Here is a 15,677-nt window from a genome sequence, read left to right on the forward strand (position 1 = left end):
GCGCGCCCTGGCGATGCCGGGGGTGGGGTGGCCGGCCGGGGCGATCCGCCCCCAGCCACCCGGCCCCCGGCCAACCGGCGCTCCGCCCCTCCGCCGTCCGGCGCCGGAGCGCCCCGTCCCTGCAGGAGATCGGCCAGCGGGGTGAGTTTCCGGAGGTGCATCCACCGCAGCAGCGCCATCTCGAAGTGATGCCGCGGCTGTGACGCGCTCCTGATGTCCGCCTCCGCCCGCGTCAGGAGATCGAACGCCCGAAGCAGATCTTCGCGCGAGAAACGTCCTGCCAGCTCAAGCAGACGGTCCCGCTCGCCCTCGCCCGCGATCTCCGGATCGTCCGCCCGCGCGGGATCCACCGAGAGCACCAGCAGGTCGCGCACGGCCCGCGACAGCTCGCGGCACGCCTGCCGCAAGTCGTACCCCGCCTCGACGAACCGTCCCGCCAGGACGAACACCGCGCCCGGCTCCTCGTCGGCCACCACCGTGACCGCGTCGAGCACCGGATCGCGCCCGATCAGCCCCAGCACCGCCGAGACGTCGTCGACGTCTATGGACTCACCCGCGAACGCGATCACCTGATCGAAGGCGCTCTGCGCATCGCGCATGCTGCCTTCGGCGGCGCGCGCGATCAGCGCGATCGCCGCGTCGTCGATGCGGACGGACTCGGCGTCCGCGATGGACCGCAACTGCTCGGTGATCTGGCGCGCGCCGATCGTCCGGAGTTCGTGCACCTGTGACCGGGACAGGATCGTGTCCGGAATCTTCTCGAGTTGCGTTGTCGCCATCATGAAGATGACATGGGGCGGCGGCTCTTCGATGGACTTGAGCAGTGCGTTGAACGAGTGGCTCGAAAGCTGGTGCACCTCGTCGATGATGAACACCTTGTAGCGGTCCCGCACCGGCGCCATCGCCAGCCCCGCGATGACCACCTCGCGGATGTTCTCGACCTGCGTGTGAGTGGCGGCGTCGATCTCCAGGACGTCGATGTCGCGTCCTTCGGCGATCTCGACACAGGCGTCGCAGGCGCCGCACGGATCGGGAGTCGGAGTCTCGTTCGATGTGCAGTTCAGCGCGCGGGCGAGGATGCGGGCGGTCGTGGTCTTGCCGACGCCGCGGGGCCCGGCGAACACGAACGCCTGCGCGAGGCGGCCGGCGGACAGCGCGTTGCGCAGAGTCTGCGTCACGCCGCGCTGCCCCACGACGTCGCCGAACTTCTGCGGGCGGTACTTCCGGGCGAGGACCTGATAGGCCATGGCGGGACGTCAACCGGTATGCGTGCGCTGTCCGAGCGGCGAACCCCGCCGCGACCCGGAAGACCTGCGGCACATGTCAGTGGCTACTTAGCGCTGCTGCCTTCCGGCCCTGACGCGGTTCGTAGGCTGAAATTGCACAGGTTCCGAGCCGCGGCGCGACCCGCCGGACGGTTCCTCAGTGTACGTGCCGCGCGGGCGCCGATCAAGAAGTCCGAAGGCCGGCCATCGCGACGGGCGCCCGCTACTTCGACTCGTCTTCCCCGGCCGCCGCAAGGCCTTCGAGCGCTCGCCACAGCCTGGTCGTCTCCTCCGTGGCGTCGGCTACGGCGGTCTCGGCCAGCACGATCGCTTCCGACTGGAAACGTTCGCCGTAGACGCGCTCGTTCGCGTCGCGGTCCGCCCGGACCGTCGCGCCGCCGAGGGTCGCCCCGGCAAAAACGCCGCGCGTCCGCGAATAGCTGAGAATCTCGGCCGTCATCTGGATGTCGGTCGAGGCTTCCAGGCTGCGGCCCACCGGACCCACGACGGCTGATACGTCCCCGCCAAGCTTGAACTCGTTGGCGAGCAGCCGGGTCAGGCCGCGCCGGTTCTGTATCAGCAGGATGACATCGACGGACTGGGCGCCCACCTGCAGGCCGATGCTGCCACCGGTCAACGTCAGGAACGCCGGCATGGACCACGCGCCGGTCGCCTCGTCCCGCGCCACGATCACCCCGCGGCCGCGCTGGCCACCGAGGAAGAAACCCGCCCTGACGGTAGACGGGAAGATCGCGACGCCAACCGACCGGTCCAGAATCGCCTGCGGAATCATGCGGTCGGGAGCCTCCGTGATCTCTTCCAGCACGATGGCCGCCTCGTCGACACGCCCCAGGTCTTCTTCGCTCGCGGCTGCCTGAACCGACCCGCCGGCCAGCGTCAGGCCCGCCGCCGTGGCCACGACGGCGGCAGCGTGTAGGGCACGATGGATTCTTGAACGCATGGAGATCTCCTGCATATCTCGATGGAAACCGAAGCGGACCGCGGAATGGACCCGGTCAACTGGCGGAGAGGGTGGGATTCGAACCCACGTGCCGGTTACCCGACAAGACGCTTTCGAGGCGCCCCCGTTACAACCACTTCGGTACCTCTCCGTCTACTCTGTGAGCATACCAGCACCGACGCCCCGCTCGCGCGCCTTGCCGGGCGCCTTGAGCGCCGAGCGTGGCGGCGGCGCCTCGCTCAACCGACCCAGCCGTCGTTCCAGATGCAGCGCGGCCAGAGCGAGTGCTTCCCGAAAGGTAGCGGCCCGGAAGCGCGCACGGCAGGGACGACCGTCGTGGGTGGCGACAGTGGCGATCCAGGCGTCTTCATGACCCGCGACGTGAGCGACCGGACGGACAGTGACTTCGCACGGCGTACGACCGAAGACAAACGCCCTGCCGAACATAGTGGTTGAACTATACGTTTATAAGCGTATCTCGTGCATACAGTATACGCACTGGCCATAAGTGATTGATTCTATTGATGTAACGGTTTGCAGCGCCAGCGTGGCGACGTGTACCCTTCCCGCCGTGTCGTTCGGCAGCAACATCAGGCGGCTCCGGTCAGCTGTGGGCATCCGAACCCAGCGCGAGCTTGCGGACCGGCTCGGCGTTCCACAACCTCAGGTGTCGGACTGGGAGAACGACCGGTACGCCGTACTCGAAACCGGCACGCTGCTTCGCCTCGCCAAGGCGCTCCACTGCTCGGTGGATCAACTGCTGAGCGGCGTCGATCCGGACTACGACCGAGTTCGCGAGGCGACGGCGGCCGTTCCGGGCGACGTCCCCACGCGGATCGACTTGCTGCGCGGGACCCAAGCGGACATCCCCGTCGTGGCCGAGGGCGACGCGGCGCCAGTTCCCATCCGCTGGCGCGGGTCGAAGCCGGCGCCGCCACAGGTCCTGCTGCGCCTCCCCCGCCCCGGCGACCTCGACGATCCCGACGCGTACGGCGTCGAGGTCCGGAGCGACGCCATGCTACCCGCCCATCGTCCGCGAAGCATCGCCATCGTCGCCCCGCGTCGCCGGTTCGAAGATGGCGACGAGGTGTACGCCCAACTGGTTTCGGGCGAGCGTTCGATCCGCGTTGTGACCAAGACGACGGGCGCCTACCTGCTGCAGCCGTACAACCTCGCCTATCCAGCCCGCGTCGTGAAACGGCGCGACATGCACGCCCTTCACGTCATCGTCTACTCGCGTCGTCGCGAACCCTGAGCTGGAGCGGGAGCGCCTGGCGGCGGCGCCGTTCACGCGGCGTCCATCGCCGCCGGCAGGCGCGAGGCCTCTTGCCGGTCTGCTAGACTGAACCGACCCACCCGGCGCGCGGAGAGATGTCCGAGTGGCTGAAGGAGCACGCTTGGAAAGCGTGTGTAGGGGTAATCCCCCTACCGTGGGTTCGAATCCCACTCTCTCCGCCACTAGACCCGCTCAGGAGCCTCGAAAGATAGCCAGGGACCCGAGCGGCCCCCCGGAGGCCAGGTCCTGACCTCGACGGAAGAAGTGGTGACCGTCGAGGTCGTACCCCAGGAGGACCGCTCAGGAATCAAGGCCGCTCGACCATTTGGCCACGTTGAGGGACAGGCATAGCCAAGGCCATATAAAGCGACCATATTGTTAGCACTCATGGGTTACACACGATAACAGTACGACTATTGCCTACCGATAATGCTGTGAGCGATTGCAGCCAGCTATTTAAACGATATATTGAATATATTCTGGATCACTATAGCGATAATTCAAGCGCATTACCGGTCAAGGAGCGCACCGAGGAGAATCGCCCGTGTGCGACATTAGAACGACGAAACGAAGGCAGGAGAGAAAAACAGCGACTCCCTGGACGTGGAACAGGAGGTCGCACGTCGTGGCGGGCAGGCGTCCGAGGGGCAGGACGAAGACGACGAAGAAAGCCGGCCGGGAGCGCGGCGGCGCCATGGCCAAGCCGCCCTCCCGGCCGGAAAGAGACGCTACTGAATCCGGGTGACCGTGATCATCGCGACCGGATTTTTCCAGTCGCGATCTGGTCCGAAGTCCCCCACACCAGTGATGCCGTTGTGGATCGTGACGAAGCCCTCGCCGTGTGCATGCTCAGGGTGCGTGTGTGCATCCGCGCACTCCGGCCACATATCACGACCGGGGATGTGTTCGCAGCTCTCGTCGTTCGCCTCAGTGCCGGCGTCCCACGCATGCGCGTAGGTCATCATCGCGCCCGGCATCGTCGGCAACTCCATCGTCGCGGCGACAAAGGCGTCGTTCGTCGGGACGAGCATGGAGACCAGACTCAGGTAGCGGTGCATGCCGCTGCCTGAGATCTGCAAGGTGGCGCTGCGGCCCGGAGGGGTCATGGCCATGCCGGTCTCAACCGACATCACCGACGACATCCCCTCCAGCATCATCTGGAGCGGCATCGTGTCGCCGCCCTCGGCGATCGCTTCGAGTGCCTCCGACGCGGGCATGCCCGGCGTGAAGATCATCGAGTCGTGTGAATGCGTCGCCAGCAGGAACGGCGTCATGACCTGCTGGGTTGTCAGGTTCACGACCTTAACTTCCCACATGCCGGTCCAACTATCCTGCGCGGAGGCGCTGGATGCGCCCATGGCAAAAACCACAGCCAGCACCGCCAGGATTGAAATCGATCGCTTCATGTCAGCCTCCTCTACGGAACGAAGTACAACGCGGAGCCACGGAAGACCCATCGCCGTGACCCCTTCGACCCGGCGGCATCGACGATAGCGTCTGGAACCAGCCCAGACGGTTAGTCGATGCTTATATCCGCCAAGCCAACGCAGGACGCTACACGTCTGCATTGCCGGTGTCAAACGGAGTTGTCTTTCTTGTGGGGCTCCGGCGACCAGAAGGAAGAGAGTCATCTCGGGCGCTTCGGCCATGGACGGCATTCCACCGTCCGGCTATCACGTCGACGCTCTTGGAGTTGCGGTCAGGAAGGCCCGCGCGGCGGCACGGCGTCGGGTTCCACCGTGGCCCGACGGCGATCCGCGAAGAAATCACGCATCAGGGCGCTGCACTCGTCGGCAAGGACGCCGGACACGACGTCGACGCGGTGGTTGAGGGCGGGGTGATCCAGCGCCTGCATGGTCGAGCGGACCGCCCCGGCCCGCGGCTCGGCGGCGCCATAGACGAGGGTCGCGATCCGCGCGTGAACCAGCGCGCCGGCACACATCTGGCACGGCTCGATGGTGACGTAGAGGGTGGCGCCGGCAAGCCGGTAGTTGCCGGTCCGGGCCGCCGCGTCCCGCAACGCCGCGATCTCTGCGTGCGCGGTCGGGTCCGTGGCGCCGATCGGGCGGTTGTGACCACGCCCGATCACCTCGGCCTCCGCGCCGGGAGGGCCGGCGACGACGACCGCGCCGACCGGAACCTCGCCGGCCGCCAGGGCCCGCCGCGCCTCGGCCAGCGCCTCGCGCATCGGCGCCTCGTGATCCATCGTTGCAGACTCGGGCCGCACGCCGCACGGAAGCGCCAGCACATCCGTGCGGGTCGGGATTGGTTTATTCTCCCCGAAAACGTCTGCGATCAACTGCGATGAAGGGACTGATCCTGAGCGGCGGGCGGGGAACGCGACTGCGACCCCTGACCTTTACGAGCGCGAAGCAGCTCGTGCCGGTAGCCAACAAGCCGGTGCTCTTCTATGGAATAGAGACGCTGGCGGCGGCCGGCGTGCGCGAGCTGGGAATCGTCGTCGGCGAGACGCACGCGGAGATCGAGGCGGCGGTGGGCGACGGTTCCGCGTGGGGCGTGAACGTCACTTACCTCCCGCAGGATGCGCCGCGCGGCCTGGCCCACGCGGTGCTCATCGCGGAGGAGTTCATCGGCCGGGAGCCGTTCGTCATGTACCTCGGCGACAACCTGCTGGCCAAGGGGATCGTCCCGTTCGTCAAGGAGTTCGCGGCAACCGGGCCAGCCGCGCAGATCCTCCTGACGCGGGTCCGGAACCCGGAACAGTACGGCGTCGCGGAGACGGACGGCGACCGCGTGGTCCGCCTGGTCGAGAAGCCGAAAGAGCCGAAGAGCGACCTGGCGTTGGTGGGCGTGTACATGTTCGGCCCCGAGGTATTCGATTCGGTAAAGCGGATCCGGCCCAGCTTCCGGAACGAGCTGGAAATCACGGACGCGATTCAGGACCTGATAGACCGCGGCCTGGACGTCCGGAAGCACATCGTCGATGGCTGGTGGAAGGACACCGGTCATCTGGAAGACATGCTCGAGGCGAACCGGCTGATCCTCGATACGTTCGAGCGGCGCATCGAGGGCGACGTCGATGACGCCTCCAGCCTGGACGGCAAGGTGGTGGTCGAGGCAGGCGCCGCGATCGTGAATTCCATCGTCCGAGGCCCGGTGATCATCGGCAGCAACGCACAGGTCCGCGACGCCTACGTCGGACCGTTCACCGCGATCATGCGCGACGTCGTGATCCGCGCGGCGGAGATCGAGCACAGCATCGTGATGGAAGGCAGCCGCCTGACAGACCTCGGGACCCGGGTGACCGACAGCCTGATCGGCCGGAACGTTACGATCGCGCGGCAGGAGAGCAAACCGGCGGCGCTACGTTTCATGCTGGGTGATCGCTCGGAAGTCGGAATCTGCTGATCGTCGATAATCGCCAGGAATGGACACACCGTGACGACACCGCTGAAGTACGCGACCACGCGGGAAACGGCGCCGGACAACCTCATCGACGGAGTCCGCACGAAGCAGCTCCGGCAGATTCCGGACGAACGGGGCTGGCTGCTGGAGATCCTCCGCGCCGACGACCCGCTCTTCCGGAAGTTCGGACAGGTGTATGTCTCGGCCACCTACCCCGGCGTCGTCAAGGCGTGGCACTACCACGAGAAGCAGGTGGATCACTTCGCCTGCATCGCCGGCATGATCAAGCTGGTGCTGTTCGACACGCGCGAGGGCTCTCCGACGAAGGACCGCGTCAACGAGTTCTTCATCGGGGCGCAGCAGCCTCTGCTGGTGCAGATCCCGAACCTGGTCTACCACGGCTGGAAGTGCATCGGGACGGAGCCGTCGCTGGTCGTGAACATCCCGACCGAACCCTACAGCTACGATGATCCCGACGAGTACCGGATCGAGCCGCACGGCGCGCTGCCGTACGACTGGGCGCGCAAGGACGGGTAAACGGTCCGAGGACCTGATCGATGGTCGACGTGCTCGTCACCGGCGGCGCCGGGTTCATCGGCAGCCATTTCGTGGAGTACGCCCTCGAGGCGCACGCCGACTGGCGCGTCACGACACTCGACAAGCTGACCTACGCCGGCCGGCGCGAGAACCTCGCGGCCGTCGAGAACGACCCCCGCCACCGCTTTGTGCGGGGCGACATCGCTGACGCGGCGGTCGCCGCGCCATTGGTCCGCAACGCCGAAATCGTCGTCCACTTCGCGGCCGAGACGCACGTCGACCGCTCCGTGGAGGAGGCCGGGGCGTTCATCCGGACCGACGTTCACGGAACGTTCGTCCTCCTCGACGCCGCCCGCGCGTCCCCGAACCTCCGCTGTTTCGTGCAGATCTCGACGGACGAGGTGTACGGCAGCGTGACGGAAGGCCTGAGCCGCGAGACCGACGAGTTGCTCCCGCGGAATCCCTACGCCGCCAGCAAGGCCGGCGCCGACCGGCTCGCGTACAGCTACTGGGCAACGCACGGGGTGCCGGTGGTGGTGACGCGCGCGTCGAACAACTACGGATCGCGGCAGTACCCCGAGAAGGTGATTCCGCTGTTCATCACGAACGCCATTGACCACCGCGAGGTGCCGCTCTACGGCGACGGGCTGAACGTCCGCGACTGGCTTCACGTCGATGATCACTGCCGCGCCCTCGACCTGCTGATCGAGTGCGGCGAGCGTGGCGAGACCTACAACATCGGCGGCGGGAACGAAGTGGCGAACATCGACCTCACGCGCCGGCTGCTCGAGCTGCTCGACCGTCCGGAGTCGCTGATCAAGCCGGTGGCCGACCGCCCCGGCCACGACCGCCGCTACGCTCTAGACACCACCAAGCTGCGCGCCCTGGGCTGGGAGCCGCAGGTAGGGTTCGATGACGGGTTGCGCGCCACGGTCGACTGGTACGTCCGGAACGAAGCGTGGTGGCGTCCGATCAAGGAGCAGAGCGAGGCGTTTCGAGCCTTTCACGACCGGCAGTACGCCAACCGCGGCTGAAGGATGCGTCGGCAACGGTGGCCGCGGCCGCCGTCGCGGGAGCACCGGTCATCGACTGCATCGCCCGTTCCTGGGCCACCTCGGCGATGATCGCGCGAACGCCGGCATCCACCTGGGCGATCTGAAGCCCCATCCGCGCCGCCGCGACGAGACCCACGGCGCCGAAGACCGCCGCCGCCGCGATCGAGCCGGCGGCGAGGCTCGCGCCGACTCCCGCCGCAACCCCCACCCCGACGGTAGCGCCGAACGGCGTCAACCGATGCCGCGCGGTAACGCGAAACAGGCATCGACCCTGGCCATGCTCCTCGAGCAGCGTCCGGAGGTCGAGCCACCCCCAACGCCCGGTGGCGACGGCGAGATCGCGCTCCTGTTGCCAGGTGTCATGCGCGTCAATCGCCCGGCCGACCGAGGCGGTCTCGAGACGGCGGGCGATCCGGGTCAGCAGATCCGCCCGGTCGACCCAGTGCTCGCTCCAGAAGCGAAGGCCGACCCGGCCGCGACTCATCAGTCGGAGCGCGCGCATGGCGTCACGCGGCCAATCGGCCCGCGGCGACGGCTCCTCGCCTATCCGCCGCGCCGCCACTTCCGGAGGCCACAACCGTCCCCGCAACCGGCCCCAGCCGCGGGCCACCGGCTGCACGAGATGAAGCCAGGCGATCATCGCGCGGTAGATTCCGCGGCTCGCGCGGGGGCCCCACGGCCGGATCCGCGGCAAGCCGCGCAGCTCGGTGCGCCAGCCGTAGCCGACGCACTTCCAGACCGTCAGGGCGATACCGGAAACCGACGCCCCCGCCGCCACCCCGCCGAACTCCGGCTGACCAATCCAGAAACAGGCAAACGCCGTGACCCCGAGCAGGACCGATCCCACCTGCCACTCCATCAGGTGCGGCACGTAGGTCATCGACGGGATATGCGCGCTGTAGACCGACGGAAACGCGGCAGTCCCCCAGACGCCCGCGTTGACCCGGACGCGAGAGATGGCGCGAACGAACGGGAGCGGCGAATAGATCCGGCCCTTCCAGACGGCATGACCGTTCAGGAACCGCTCCGGGTGGTTTCCCATCAGTTGCGTTTCCGCCTCCCCGTATCCCACCTGCTGCCGCCAGTAGGCGCGGACGCTCCGGCGGTGGCGGTGCCAGACCAGCGCCGACGGCGCGAAGCCAATCCTCTGGCCCCGCGCCTGGAGCCGCCAGCAGACGTCGACATCGTCCCCCGCCGCGTGGTACGCCGGATCGAAGCCGCCGATCGCCAGCAGAGCCTCGCGCCGGTAGGCCATGTTGCAACCGGGGACATGTTCCGCGGTCCGTTCGTCGATAAGCACGTGGGTCGGTCCACCCGGGGCGCGCGCGACGCACTGAGCCCTCCACGGATCGTCCTCGGGCACGACGTTCGGACCCCCGGCGCCCGCCGCATCCGAGCGGAGGAACGGCTGCACGAGATAGGTGAGCCATGCGGGATCGACCTCGACATCGGCGTCGGTGTAGGCGATGAGGTCGCCGGCGCCGGCATGCAGCGCGGCGTTGCGGGCGGCGCTGAGTCCGCCGTGCGGCGTGTCGATGACGGTGACGCCCGGATGTTCGCGTGCGATCGCTCCGGTCGCGTCGGTCGAACCGTCGTTGACGACGATCACCTCGTAGTCGGGATAGTCGAGGGCGCGGATCGAACGGAGGCACGCGTCGAGCGTGTCGGCCGCGTTCCGTGCGCAGACCGAGACCGTGACGCGCGGCCAGGCATGCCGGGCGTCCGCCGGGAAGCCCGCGGCGCCGTAGGCACGGGCCACCGCGGCCAGCGACGGCTTCGGGGCGCGGGCCGCGTCGGTCAGGCCGAACTGCCAGTCGTCGACCATGGCGCCGCCGCGCCACCACTCGTCGGTCCACGAGAAGACGACGACGCCCGCCACGCCCTCCTCGAACGCGGTCCGCACCTGCATGCCCGCGAGCGACGCCTGGCCATCACGCCCCTCGCGCAGACTGTCCGCCCCCGCCTCGGCCAGCACGAGCGGGCGCCCGCCCGCCACCAGTTGAAGATGGGCGAGATAGGCGCGCAAATCCGCCTCTCGATGGAGATAGACATTGAACGCGCAGACATCGAAGCAGCCGAGGTCGAGATAGTCGGTCGGCGGATAATTGACGTAGGCCAGGAGCGCGTCGGGGGCGGCCGCCTTCGCCTCGTCGTAGGTCTCACGGAGGAACTCCTCGATCCGCGCCGAGCCGTGCCAGCGCACGACCCCGGCCGGGATCTCGTTGCCGATGGCGATCAGCAAGGTGGCGGGATGACGGGCGAGCCGGCGCACGGCTCGAACGATCTCCTGCCGCGCGGCGCGCGCCAGCTTCCGGTCATCGAGGAAGGCGACATGCTGCGCCCAGGGAACGCCGGCAAAGAGATGCAGCCCTGCCTCCGCCGCCTGATCGAGCAGTTGATTGGGCGGCGCCGTGTAGGTCCGAACCGTATTGATGCCGGCGCCCGCCATCGCCCCGAAGTCCGCCGCCAGGCGGTCGGGCGGAGGGAACTGATCACCGGAAGAACCGGGCGCGAAGGTGCCGTAAGCGACCCCCCGGATCAGGAAGCGCTCGCTTCCGACCTGCAGGAACTTCCCGACGACACGAACCGACATCCTCCTGCGATACTACCGCAACGCTATAATTCGCCCGCGAATGCGGCGGTTTCTCGCTCCCCTTCTGCTGATCGCCTGCGCCCTGTGGCCCGTCCCGGCCGGTGCGCAGGATCCGGGAGGCGATGAGCCAGAACACGCGGTGACGCTCGTCACCGACTTCCTCCTGTACGCCGACAACACCGAGTTCTTCAACCCTTTCCGCGATGGCGAGACCCTGTTCGGCGCGGCCGGCACGCTCGCCGTGAATCTGCCCCTGAGCGACTACGCCACGCTTCGTGGCGGCGTGTTCCTCAACCACCGCTTCGGCTCGGAGCAGTTCGCCGAGCAGGCGCGGCCCGTCATCAGCCTGAGCGTCCGGAGCGGCGCGTCGACGTTCACCATCGGCACGCTGGATACCGTCCCGGATGACGGCGCCCCGGGCCCCGATCTGACCGGGCCGCACGGCCTGCTGCCGCCGCTGCAGGTCGAGACGCTCGCCTTCACGCGCCCCAACGAAGGCGGCGTGCAGTGGCAGGTCGAGTCGGACCGGCTGGAACAGGACGCCTGGATCAGCTGGCAGCGACTCAATACCGCCGAGCATCGCGAGCGGTTCGACGCTGGCGTGCGGGGGCGCGTGCCGGTCGACGGCCTGCCCATCGCGCTCGGCTACCAGTTCCACCATACGCACGAGGGGGGGCAGCTCTTCGACACCGGCCCGGTGCGCGACAGCCTCGCCGGCGGGCCGGGCGTGATCCTCGAGCCACCGATCGACGGACTCGACTCGCTGACAATCGACACCTACCTGCTCCTGTCGAAACACGTTGCCGATCGCACGGTGCAGGACGACCCGAACGAGCATGGCCACGGCGTTTTCGTCCGCGCCGCCGCCGTGAAGAACGGCTGGCGCGGCCACTTCATCTTCTGGAGCGGCTGCCTCTGGCTGAAGGACGAGGGCGACCTGAACTACGGGTCGCGCCGGCAGGACGGTACGGTGTTTCGTCCCACGAGGCACTACGGGGAGGTCGGCCTCGCGCGAACTTTCTACGAAGCGGATGGCGTCACCCTCGACGGCGCCCTCCGGTTTCACCGCATCGAGCGGGACTACGACTATTCGTTTCGGATCCTGGCGCGGGTCGACACCGCCTTCCTGCTGTTCCGGCGGTGAGCGGGGACGGCTGGGGTAGATCGACAACTGGGGCATGGCCACGTGCTTTCGTCACTCGCGGCAGGCTAGGCTGGCATCAGTCTCCGACGGAAGGACTTGACTGCGTGGACCTAGACTCCGAGAAAAGCACCGCGGCGCAGTTCCACGACGAGCATCAGGACTCAGCGTCAGTTCGTCTGAAGACGGACAACAAAGGGGATTACTTGCACATGAAGGACCCCGTTGTGCTGGCAACGCTCATCGCCTTTTGCAGCGGCGACGGCCATCGCATCTTCCTTCGCGGTTGTCGCCGGGATTTCCCGAAGTGCTTGCCCTCCATCTTTCGAGACAAGGACGAATCTTGCAGCGATCCAGAGAAACGTTGGTCTGCCTACAAGTGCATCTTGAAGAAACTAAGGACACAGTTCGATGGAACACGGTGGGACGAGGAGGACTTGGGAGCAGTCCTTCAACACTACGGAATCAAAACTCCGTGGCTCGACGTCGTCCAGAATATCCATACCGCGGTCTGGTTCGCCACGCACAAGCTCGACGCCCGTAACTCTTCCCACCGCGTGGTTAAGCCAACTACGAACGAACACGGATGGATCTACCTGTACGTAGATCGTCGTGCCGGGCGAAAGCTGAACGTCGTTGACCTCCGGGCGGCGCACTCCTCGCAACATACTCGGCCGCACGTACAGCAGGGTCTATCGCTTGCGATGCAGGGCGACCCGAACGACGACGGTGAGTTTCGCCTTACGGCCGACCAAGACTTCATCACATACCAAGTCGCTCGGGTCCGATTCCCCGCGCAGTCAAGAGCTGGAAGCTGCGAGGTCACATGTTCTCATCGCAGTTTCTGTTTCCACCACCCGAGTACGACGACTCCCTGAAGCAACTGTGTGATCCGACCGTTGGGGAAATCCTCATGAAGGCATGTGCCGAGCAGAATCTCGCTGAAGATTCACTGGGAATCGTGTACACTGTTGAGTAGCACCAACCGAGGAATGACTATGGCCTGTCGACGAGCCGTTAAGTTGTCTTGGTCGGCCGCACGCTGGCAGGCGCGCCAAAGTTCAAGGACGAAAGCGTAACCGGAGACGTCTACCCAGAGGTTCCCGACGCGCCAATCCACCGTTTTGCTCGTTCTCGTAGTGCCGCGCCTCACATCTAGTACCGGCTCTCCTCCTCATCTTCATCAGGTATCGGAGAACTCTGGCCGGAGTGCCTCGACGGGAAGTCGCTCGGCGCTCACGGCGGTAGCGCCGGTCCTTTCTAGGTGCGCCGCCCACTCTTCCTGCGAGACAACATGGACGAATGAGTTGTACGCCAGTACCAACGCCCCCCCGAAGAGGCGATACACCACATCGTGCTCGCGCATGAACGGCCGGAACATCTCGAAGTACCGGCTACGTTCCGTGAGGTACTCATCGAAGTCCTCCCGTGTGGCTTTCTCGGTCGCACGTAACCGGAACCGTTGAATCACGACCTCTCCAGAGTCGTTCTCCCCGCCCATCCCCACGATCCCATCCTCGCAGACGAGCGCCAGCGACGCAAAGTCGCGCACCGGTATGCCGTCGACCGTCATTCCTGAAAAGACGCGGTGTGAACACAGCACGCATGGCCTAATACGCAATCCAGCTATATGTCTTTTCGTGGTACCGGGAAACAGTCCAGCCAGATAGCTCGCAAGGCGAGCGCTGAGTATTCTCATCGCTACCTTCAACTGATGTGCACCATGATTGATGTCGCGCCATAGATCGCGAAGTTCATGCGCACCGGCTGGAGTGATCGAATGCTTGCATTCGATCAGGTAGAGTGTACGGTCGGTGAGTATCATGATGTCTACGTCCGTGCGTTCATTACCAAGTTTCAACGCAACGTTGGTGCGTATCTTTTCAAATATAGACTCCAAGGTTGCGCGCACCACAGTGACGAATGCATCGGCGTTCGTTCTTATCCTTATCCCGTGAGCTCGCTGCACATTAATAGTCATGTTCGAACTGGCAACAATCGCCGAGCCAAGTATAACCTCCGATGGCGTCGTCTCCTCCCGACCGTTGATCTGTAGCGTCGACGGTTTTACGCGCAGGAACGGCCGATACTGCATGTCGTAATGGCCTAGCCTTCGAACATCGGCAGTAAAGAGGTTGAGTAATGGTGCCACGTTTTCCGATTCAACTCCCGCAACTTTGACCAAATCGACGAGAGCTTCCTCGGTGATGATGCGCATTAGCGAGTTGTTGACAATTGGCTCATCCGACTCAAACTGTCTGAGTGCACCGATGTCGAGGAAGGCCAAGAACTCGAGACTTCGCCAAGCCTTCTGGAAGGTCTCTAGTTCGACTCCAGCGGCCAGCAGCAGCGGGCCGGTGTCTGGAACGCGCATCGGGAGCTCTAGTTCTTGCCCCAAGCGCTCTTCGCGCAAGGCATCCTCGTAGAAGCGCACTTGGGCTAGTGTTTCGTAGAAGTGTGGCAGCAGTGGTACACGGAGCCTGAGGCGTCGCATCGGCGTGTCAGGGTCCTTCACTTCGAAGAGTTGAGGAAAACTACTCAAGAAACTCTTGATGCCGGCGAGAATGGAGAATTGGGGACGAGGCTGTCGTGACAAGTGTAACGGGCCCGCGGTCACGCCGATTTCGCCGCGGATGTAACCGAGCCTGAGTGCGTACTCCGTCTCTCTGTGGGACGGGCGAAGTCGGTACACCATCGGATCCGCCGTGCCCTCGCGGGAGAGCTCGTAGTTTAGGACGGAAATCAGTTTGCCGAACTCGCGGAGGGCACAAATCGCCGCGCCGTAACGGAGTACAGCGATCAGCTCATCCGAGATATCTATTCCTGTAAGTGGGAGGACAAAATCGGTAGATTCTAGCTGGCGCTGCTCATTTGCAAGTGCAATTACCGCCGATGCCGCCTCCGCGAGCCGCTCGGGCGTCTCGTACTCCACGAAGAGTTCATGGAACTCCTTTCCGGCCTCAAACGCGAATTGCTCACGTAGAAAGGACAGATTTGTAAGGCTGACGACCGTCTTACCGAACCGGAAGGGCCGTTCCCCAAGCAGTTGGCGGACGTCGTCACCGCGGTCGTGGACAAAGGAAGATAGATTATCGTACGCGCGATACGTTCTGACGCGGACCGCAAGTTGCCGGTGTGCGTCGTCGCCAAGGTTGGCCAGTTGCCGCTGAAGAGTGCGAAGACAGGTAGAGAAACCCCGATTTGGGACGCTGCCCGGAAGGAAGAGTCCGGCCTGCTCAAGGTCGCTGATGAATGACTCTCCAAGAACTGCAACGGCGAGCACAACGGTCCGCCGGAACTTACCCCAGTGGTGGCTGTCTCTGTACGCTCGGGCTTGAGCGATCCATGCTCTTGTTGCCAGCCGACGAGACGGATGCGAAGCGAACGGGTAACTATCGCTCCACTGCCTGCGAAGCGCTGGCAGCGATTCGCAAGCGGAAATGACGTGGTGGATGTGGTCGCGTAGCCTCTGCAAGTTCATCA

Annotated in this window: 13 protein-coding genes, 2 tRNA genes and 1 other RNA gene; 7 read left to right on the forward strand and 9 right to left on the reverse strand. The window is 65.5% G+C overall.

Annotation, left to right across the window (positions count from 1 at the left end):
* The 5 genes from dnaX to F4Y45_12855 all read right to left on the reverse strand — a co-directional run.
* Positions 1-1,247, reverse strand: a 1,247-nt coding sequence (gene dnaX / locus F4Y45_12835) for a DNA polymerase III subunit gamma/tau (GenBank protein ID MXY25388.1), incomplete at its 3' end; no start/stop codon positions are given.
* A gap of 50 nt (positions 1,248-1,297) precedes the next feature.
* An RNA gene (gene ffs / locus F4Y45_12840) (signal recognition particle sRNA small type) lies at positions 1,298-1,396 on the reverse strand.
* Between the two features lie 92 nt (positions 1,397-1,488).
* The gene (locus F4Y45_12845; GenBank protein MXY25389.1) at positions 1,489-2,241 is read right to left on the reverse strand and encodes a lipid-binding SYLF domain-containing protein; all 753 of its coding nucleotides are present in this window, start codon (positions 2,239-2,241) and stop codon (positions 1,489-1,491) included.
* Positions 2,242-2,286: 45 nt separating this feature from the next.
* A tRNA-Ser gene (locus F4Y45_12850) sits at positions 2,287-2,377 on the reverse strand.
* Between the two features lie 2 nt (positions 2,378-2,379).
* Entirely contained in the window at positions 2,380-2,673 is a 294-nt protein-coding gene (locus F4Y45_12855; GenBank protein ID MXY25390.1) for a hypothetical protein, read from the reverse strand.
* Between the two features lie 61 nt (positions 2,674-2,734).
* Here F4Y45_12855 and F4Y45_12860 point away from each other — a divergent pair, with 61 nt between their 5' ends.
* Both F4Y45_12860 and F4Y45_12865 read left to right on the forward strand, forming a co-directional pair.
* Positions 2,735-3,481 (forward strand): LexA family transcriptional regulator, encoded by a 747-nt coding sequence (locus F4Y45_12860; GenBank protein MXY25391.1) that lies wholly within the window; start codon positions 2,735-2,737, stop codon positions 3,479-3,481.
* 110 nt (positions 3,482-3,591) lie between these two features.
* Positions 3,592-3,684, forward strand: a tRNA-Ser gene (locus F4Y45_12865).
* A 546-nt stretch (positions 3,685-4,230) separates the two neighbouring features.
* On the opposite strand, the gene F4Y45_12870 is transcribed toward F4Y45_12865, so the two are convergent.
* Both F4Y45_12870 and tadA read right to left on the reverse strand, forming a co-directional pair.
* The gene (locus F4Y45_12870; GenBank protein ID MXY25392.1) at positions 4,231-5,160 is read right to left on the reverse strand and encodes a hypothetical protein; all 930 of its coding nucleotides are present in this window, start codon (positions 5,158-5,160) and stop codon (positions 4,231-4,233) included.
* Positions 5,161-5,201: 41 nt separating this feature from the next.
* Positions 5,202-5,708, reverse strand: a complete 507-nt coding sequence (gene tadA, locus F4Y45_12875) for a tRNA adenosine(34) deaminase TadA (protein ID MXY25393.1) — start codon at positions 5,706-5,708, stop codon at positions 5,202-5,204.
* 98 nt (positions 5,709-5,806) lie between these two features.
* Here tadA and F4Y45_12880 point away from each other — a divergent pair, with 98 nt between their 5' ends.
* Genes F4Y45_12880 through rfbB form a run of 3 tightly spaced genes read left to right on the forward strand, consistent with a single transcriptional unit; the run spans position 5,807 to position 8,439 of the window.
* Entirely contained in the window at positions 5,807-6,871 is a 1,065-nt protein-coding gene (locus F4Y45_12880; GenBank protein MXY25394.1) for a glucose-1-phosphate thymidylyltransferase, read from the forward strand.
* Positions 6,872-6,913: 42 nt separating this feature from the next.
* The gene (locus F4Y45_12885) at positions 6,914-7,405 is read left to right on the forward strand and encodes a dTDP-4-dehydrorhamnose 3,5-epimerase (GenBank protein ID MXY25395.1); all 492 of its coding nucleotides are present in this window, start codon (positions 6,914-6,916) and stop codon (positions 7,403-7,405) included.
* A 20-nt stretch (positions 7,406-7,425) separates the two neighbouring features.
* Positions 7,426-8,439, forward strand: a complete 1,014-nt coding sequence (gene rfbB, locus F4Y45_12890; protein ID MXY25396.1) for a dTDP-glucose 4,6-dehydratase — start codon at positions 7,426-7,428, stop codon at positions 8,437-8,439.
* Here the strand turns inward: rfbB and F4Y45_12895 are convergent.
* On the reverse strand, positions 8,378-11,053 hold the full coding sequence (locus tag F4Y45_12895; GenBank protein MXY25397.1) for a glycosyltransferase: 2,676 nt from the start codon (positions 11,051-11,053) through the stop codon (positions 8,378-8,380). The two genes, rfbB and F4Y45_12895, sit on opposite strands and share 62 nt — an antisense overlap.
* Before the next feature lie 40 nt (positions 11,054-11,093).
* Between F4Y45_12895 and F4Y45_12900 the strand changes: the two genes are divergently transcribed.
* Positions 11,094-12,197 carry a hypothetical protein gene (locus F4Y45_12900; GenBank protein ID MXY25398.1) on the forward strand — a complete coding sequence of 368 codons (1,104 nt, stop codon included), beginning with the start codon at positions 11,094-11,096 and terminating at the stop codon, positions 12,195-12,197.
* A gap of 104 nt (positions 12,198-12,301) precedes the next feature.
* Entirely contained in the window at positions 12,302-13,072 is a 771-nt protein-coding gene (locus F4Y45_12905) for an FRG domain-containing protein (protein MXY25399.1), read from the forward strand.
* A 305-nt stretch (positions 13,073-13,377) separates the two neighbouring features.
* Here the strand turns inward: F4Y45_12905 and F4Y45_12910 are convergent, their stop codons facing one another.
* Positions 13,378-15,477, reverse strand: coding sequence for a hypothetical protein (locus F4Y45_12910; GenBank protein MXY25400.1), 2,100 nt, complete (start codon positions 15,475-15,477; stop codon positions 13,378-13,380).
* Positions 15,478-15,677: the final 200 nt, after the last annotated feature.

The sequence above is a fragment of the Acidobacteriota bacterium genome, from assembly GCA_009838525.1.
GTDB lineage: Bacteria > Acidobacteriota > Vicinamibacteria > Vicinamibacterales > UBA8438 > VXRJ01.

What these genes read in the sequence shown, in the direction of transcription:
- F4Y45_12900 (MXY25398.1), top strand. Translation starts at nt 11,094, where the DNA reads ATGCGGCGGTTTCTCGCTCCCCTTCTGCTGATCGCCTGCGCCCTGTGG.
- F4Y45_12870 (MXY25392.1), bottom strand. Translation starts at nt 5,160, where the DNA reads ATGCCGTCCATGGCCGAAGCGCCCGAGATGACTCTCTTCCTTCTGGTC.
- tadA (MXY25393.1), bottom strand. Translation starts at nt 5,708, where the DNA reads ATGGATCACGAGGCGCCGATGCGCGAGGCGCTGGCCGAGGCGCGGCGG.
- F4Y45_12845 (MXY25389.1), bottom strand. Translation starts at nt 2,241, where the DNA reads ATGCAGGAGATCTCCATGCGTTCAAGAATCCATCGTGCCCTACACGCT.
- rfbB (MXY25396.1), top strand. Translation starts at nt 7,426, where the DNA reads ATGGTCGACGTGCTCGTCACCGGCGGCGCCGGGTTCATCGGCAGCCAT.
- F4Y45_12880 (MXY25394.1), top strand. Translation starts at nt 5,807, where the DNA reads ATGAAGGGACTGATCCTGAGCGGCGGGCGGGGAACGCGACTGCGACCC.
- F4Y45_12855 (MXY25390.1), bottom strand. Translation starts at nt 2,673, where the DNA reads ATGTTCGGCAGGGCGTTTGTCTTCGGTCGTACGCCGTGCGAAGTCACT.
- F4Y45_12895 (MXY25397.1), bottom strand. Translation starts at nt 11,053, where the DNA reads ATGTCGGTTCGTGTCGTCGGGAAGTTCCTGCAGGTCGGAAGCGAGCGC.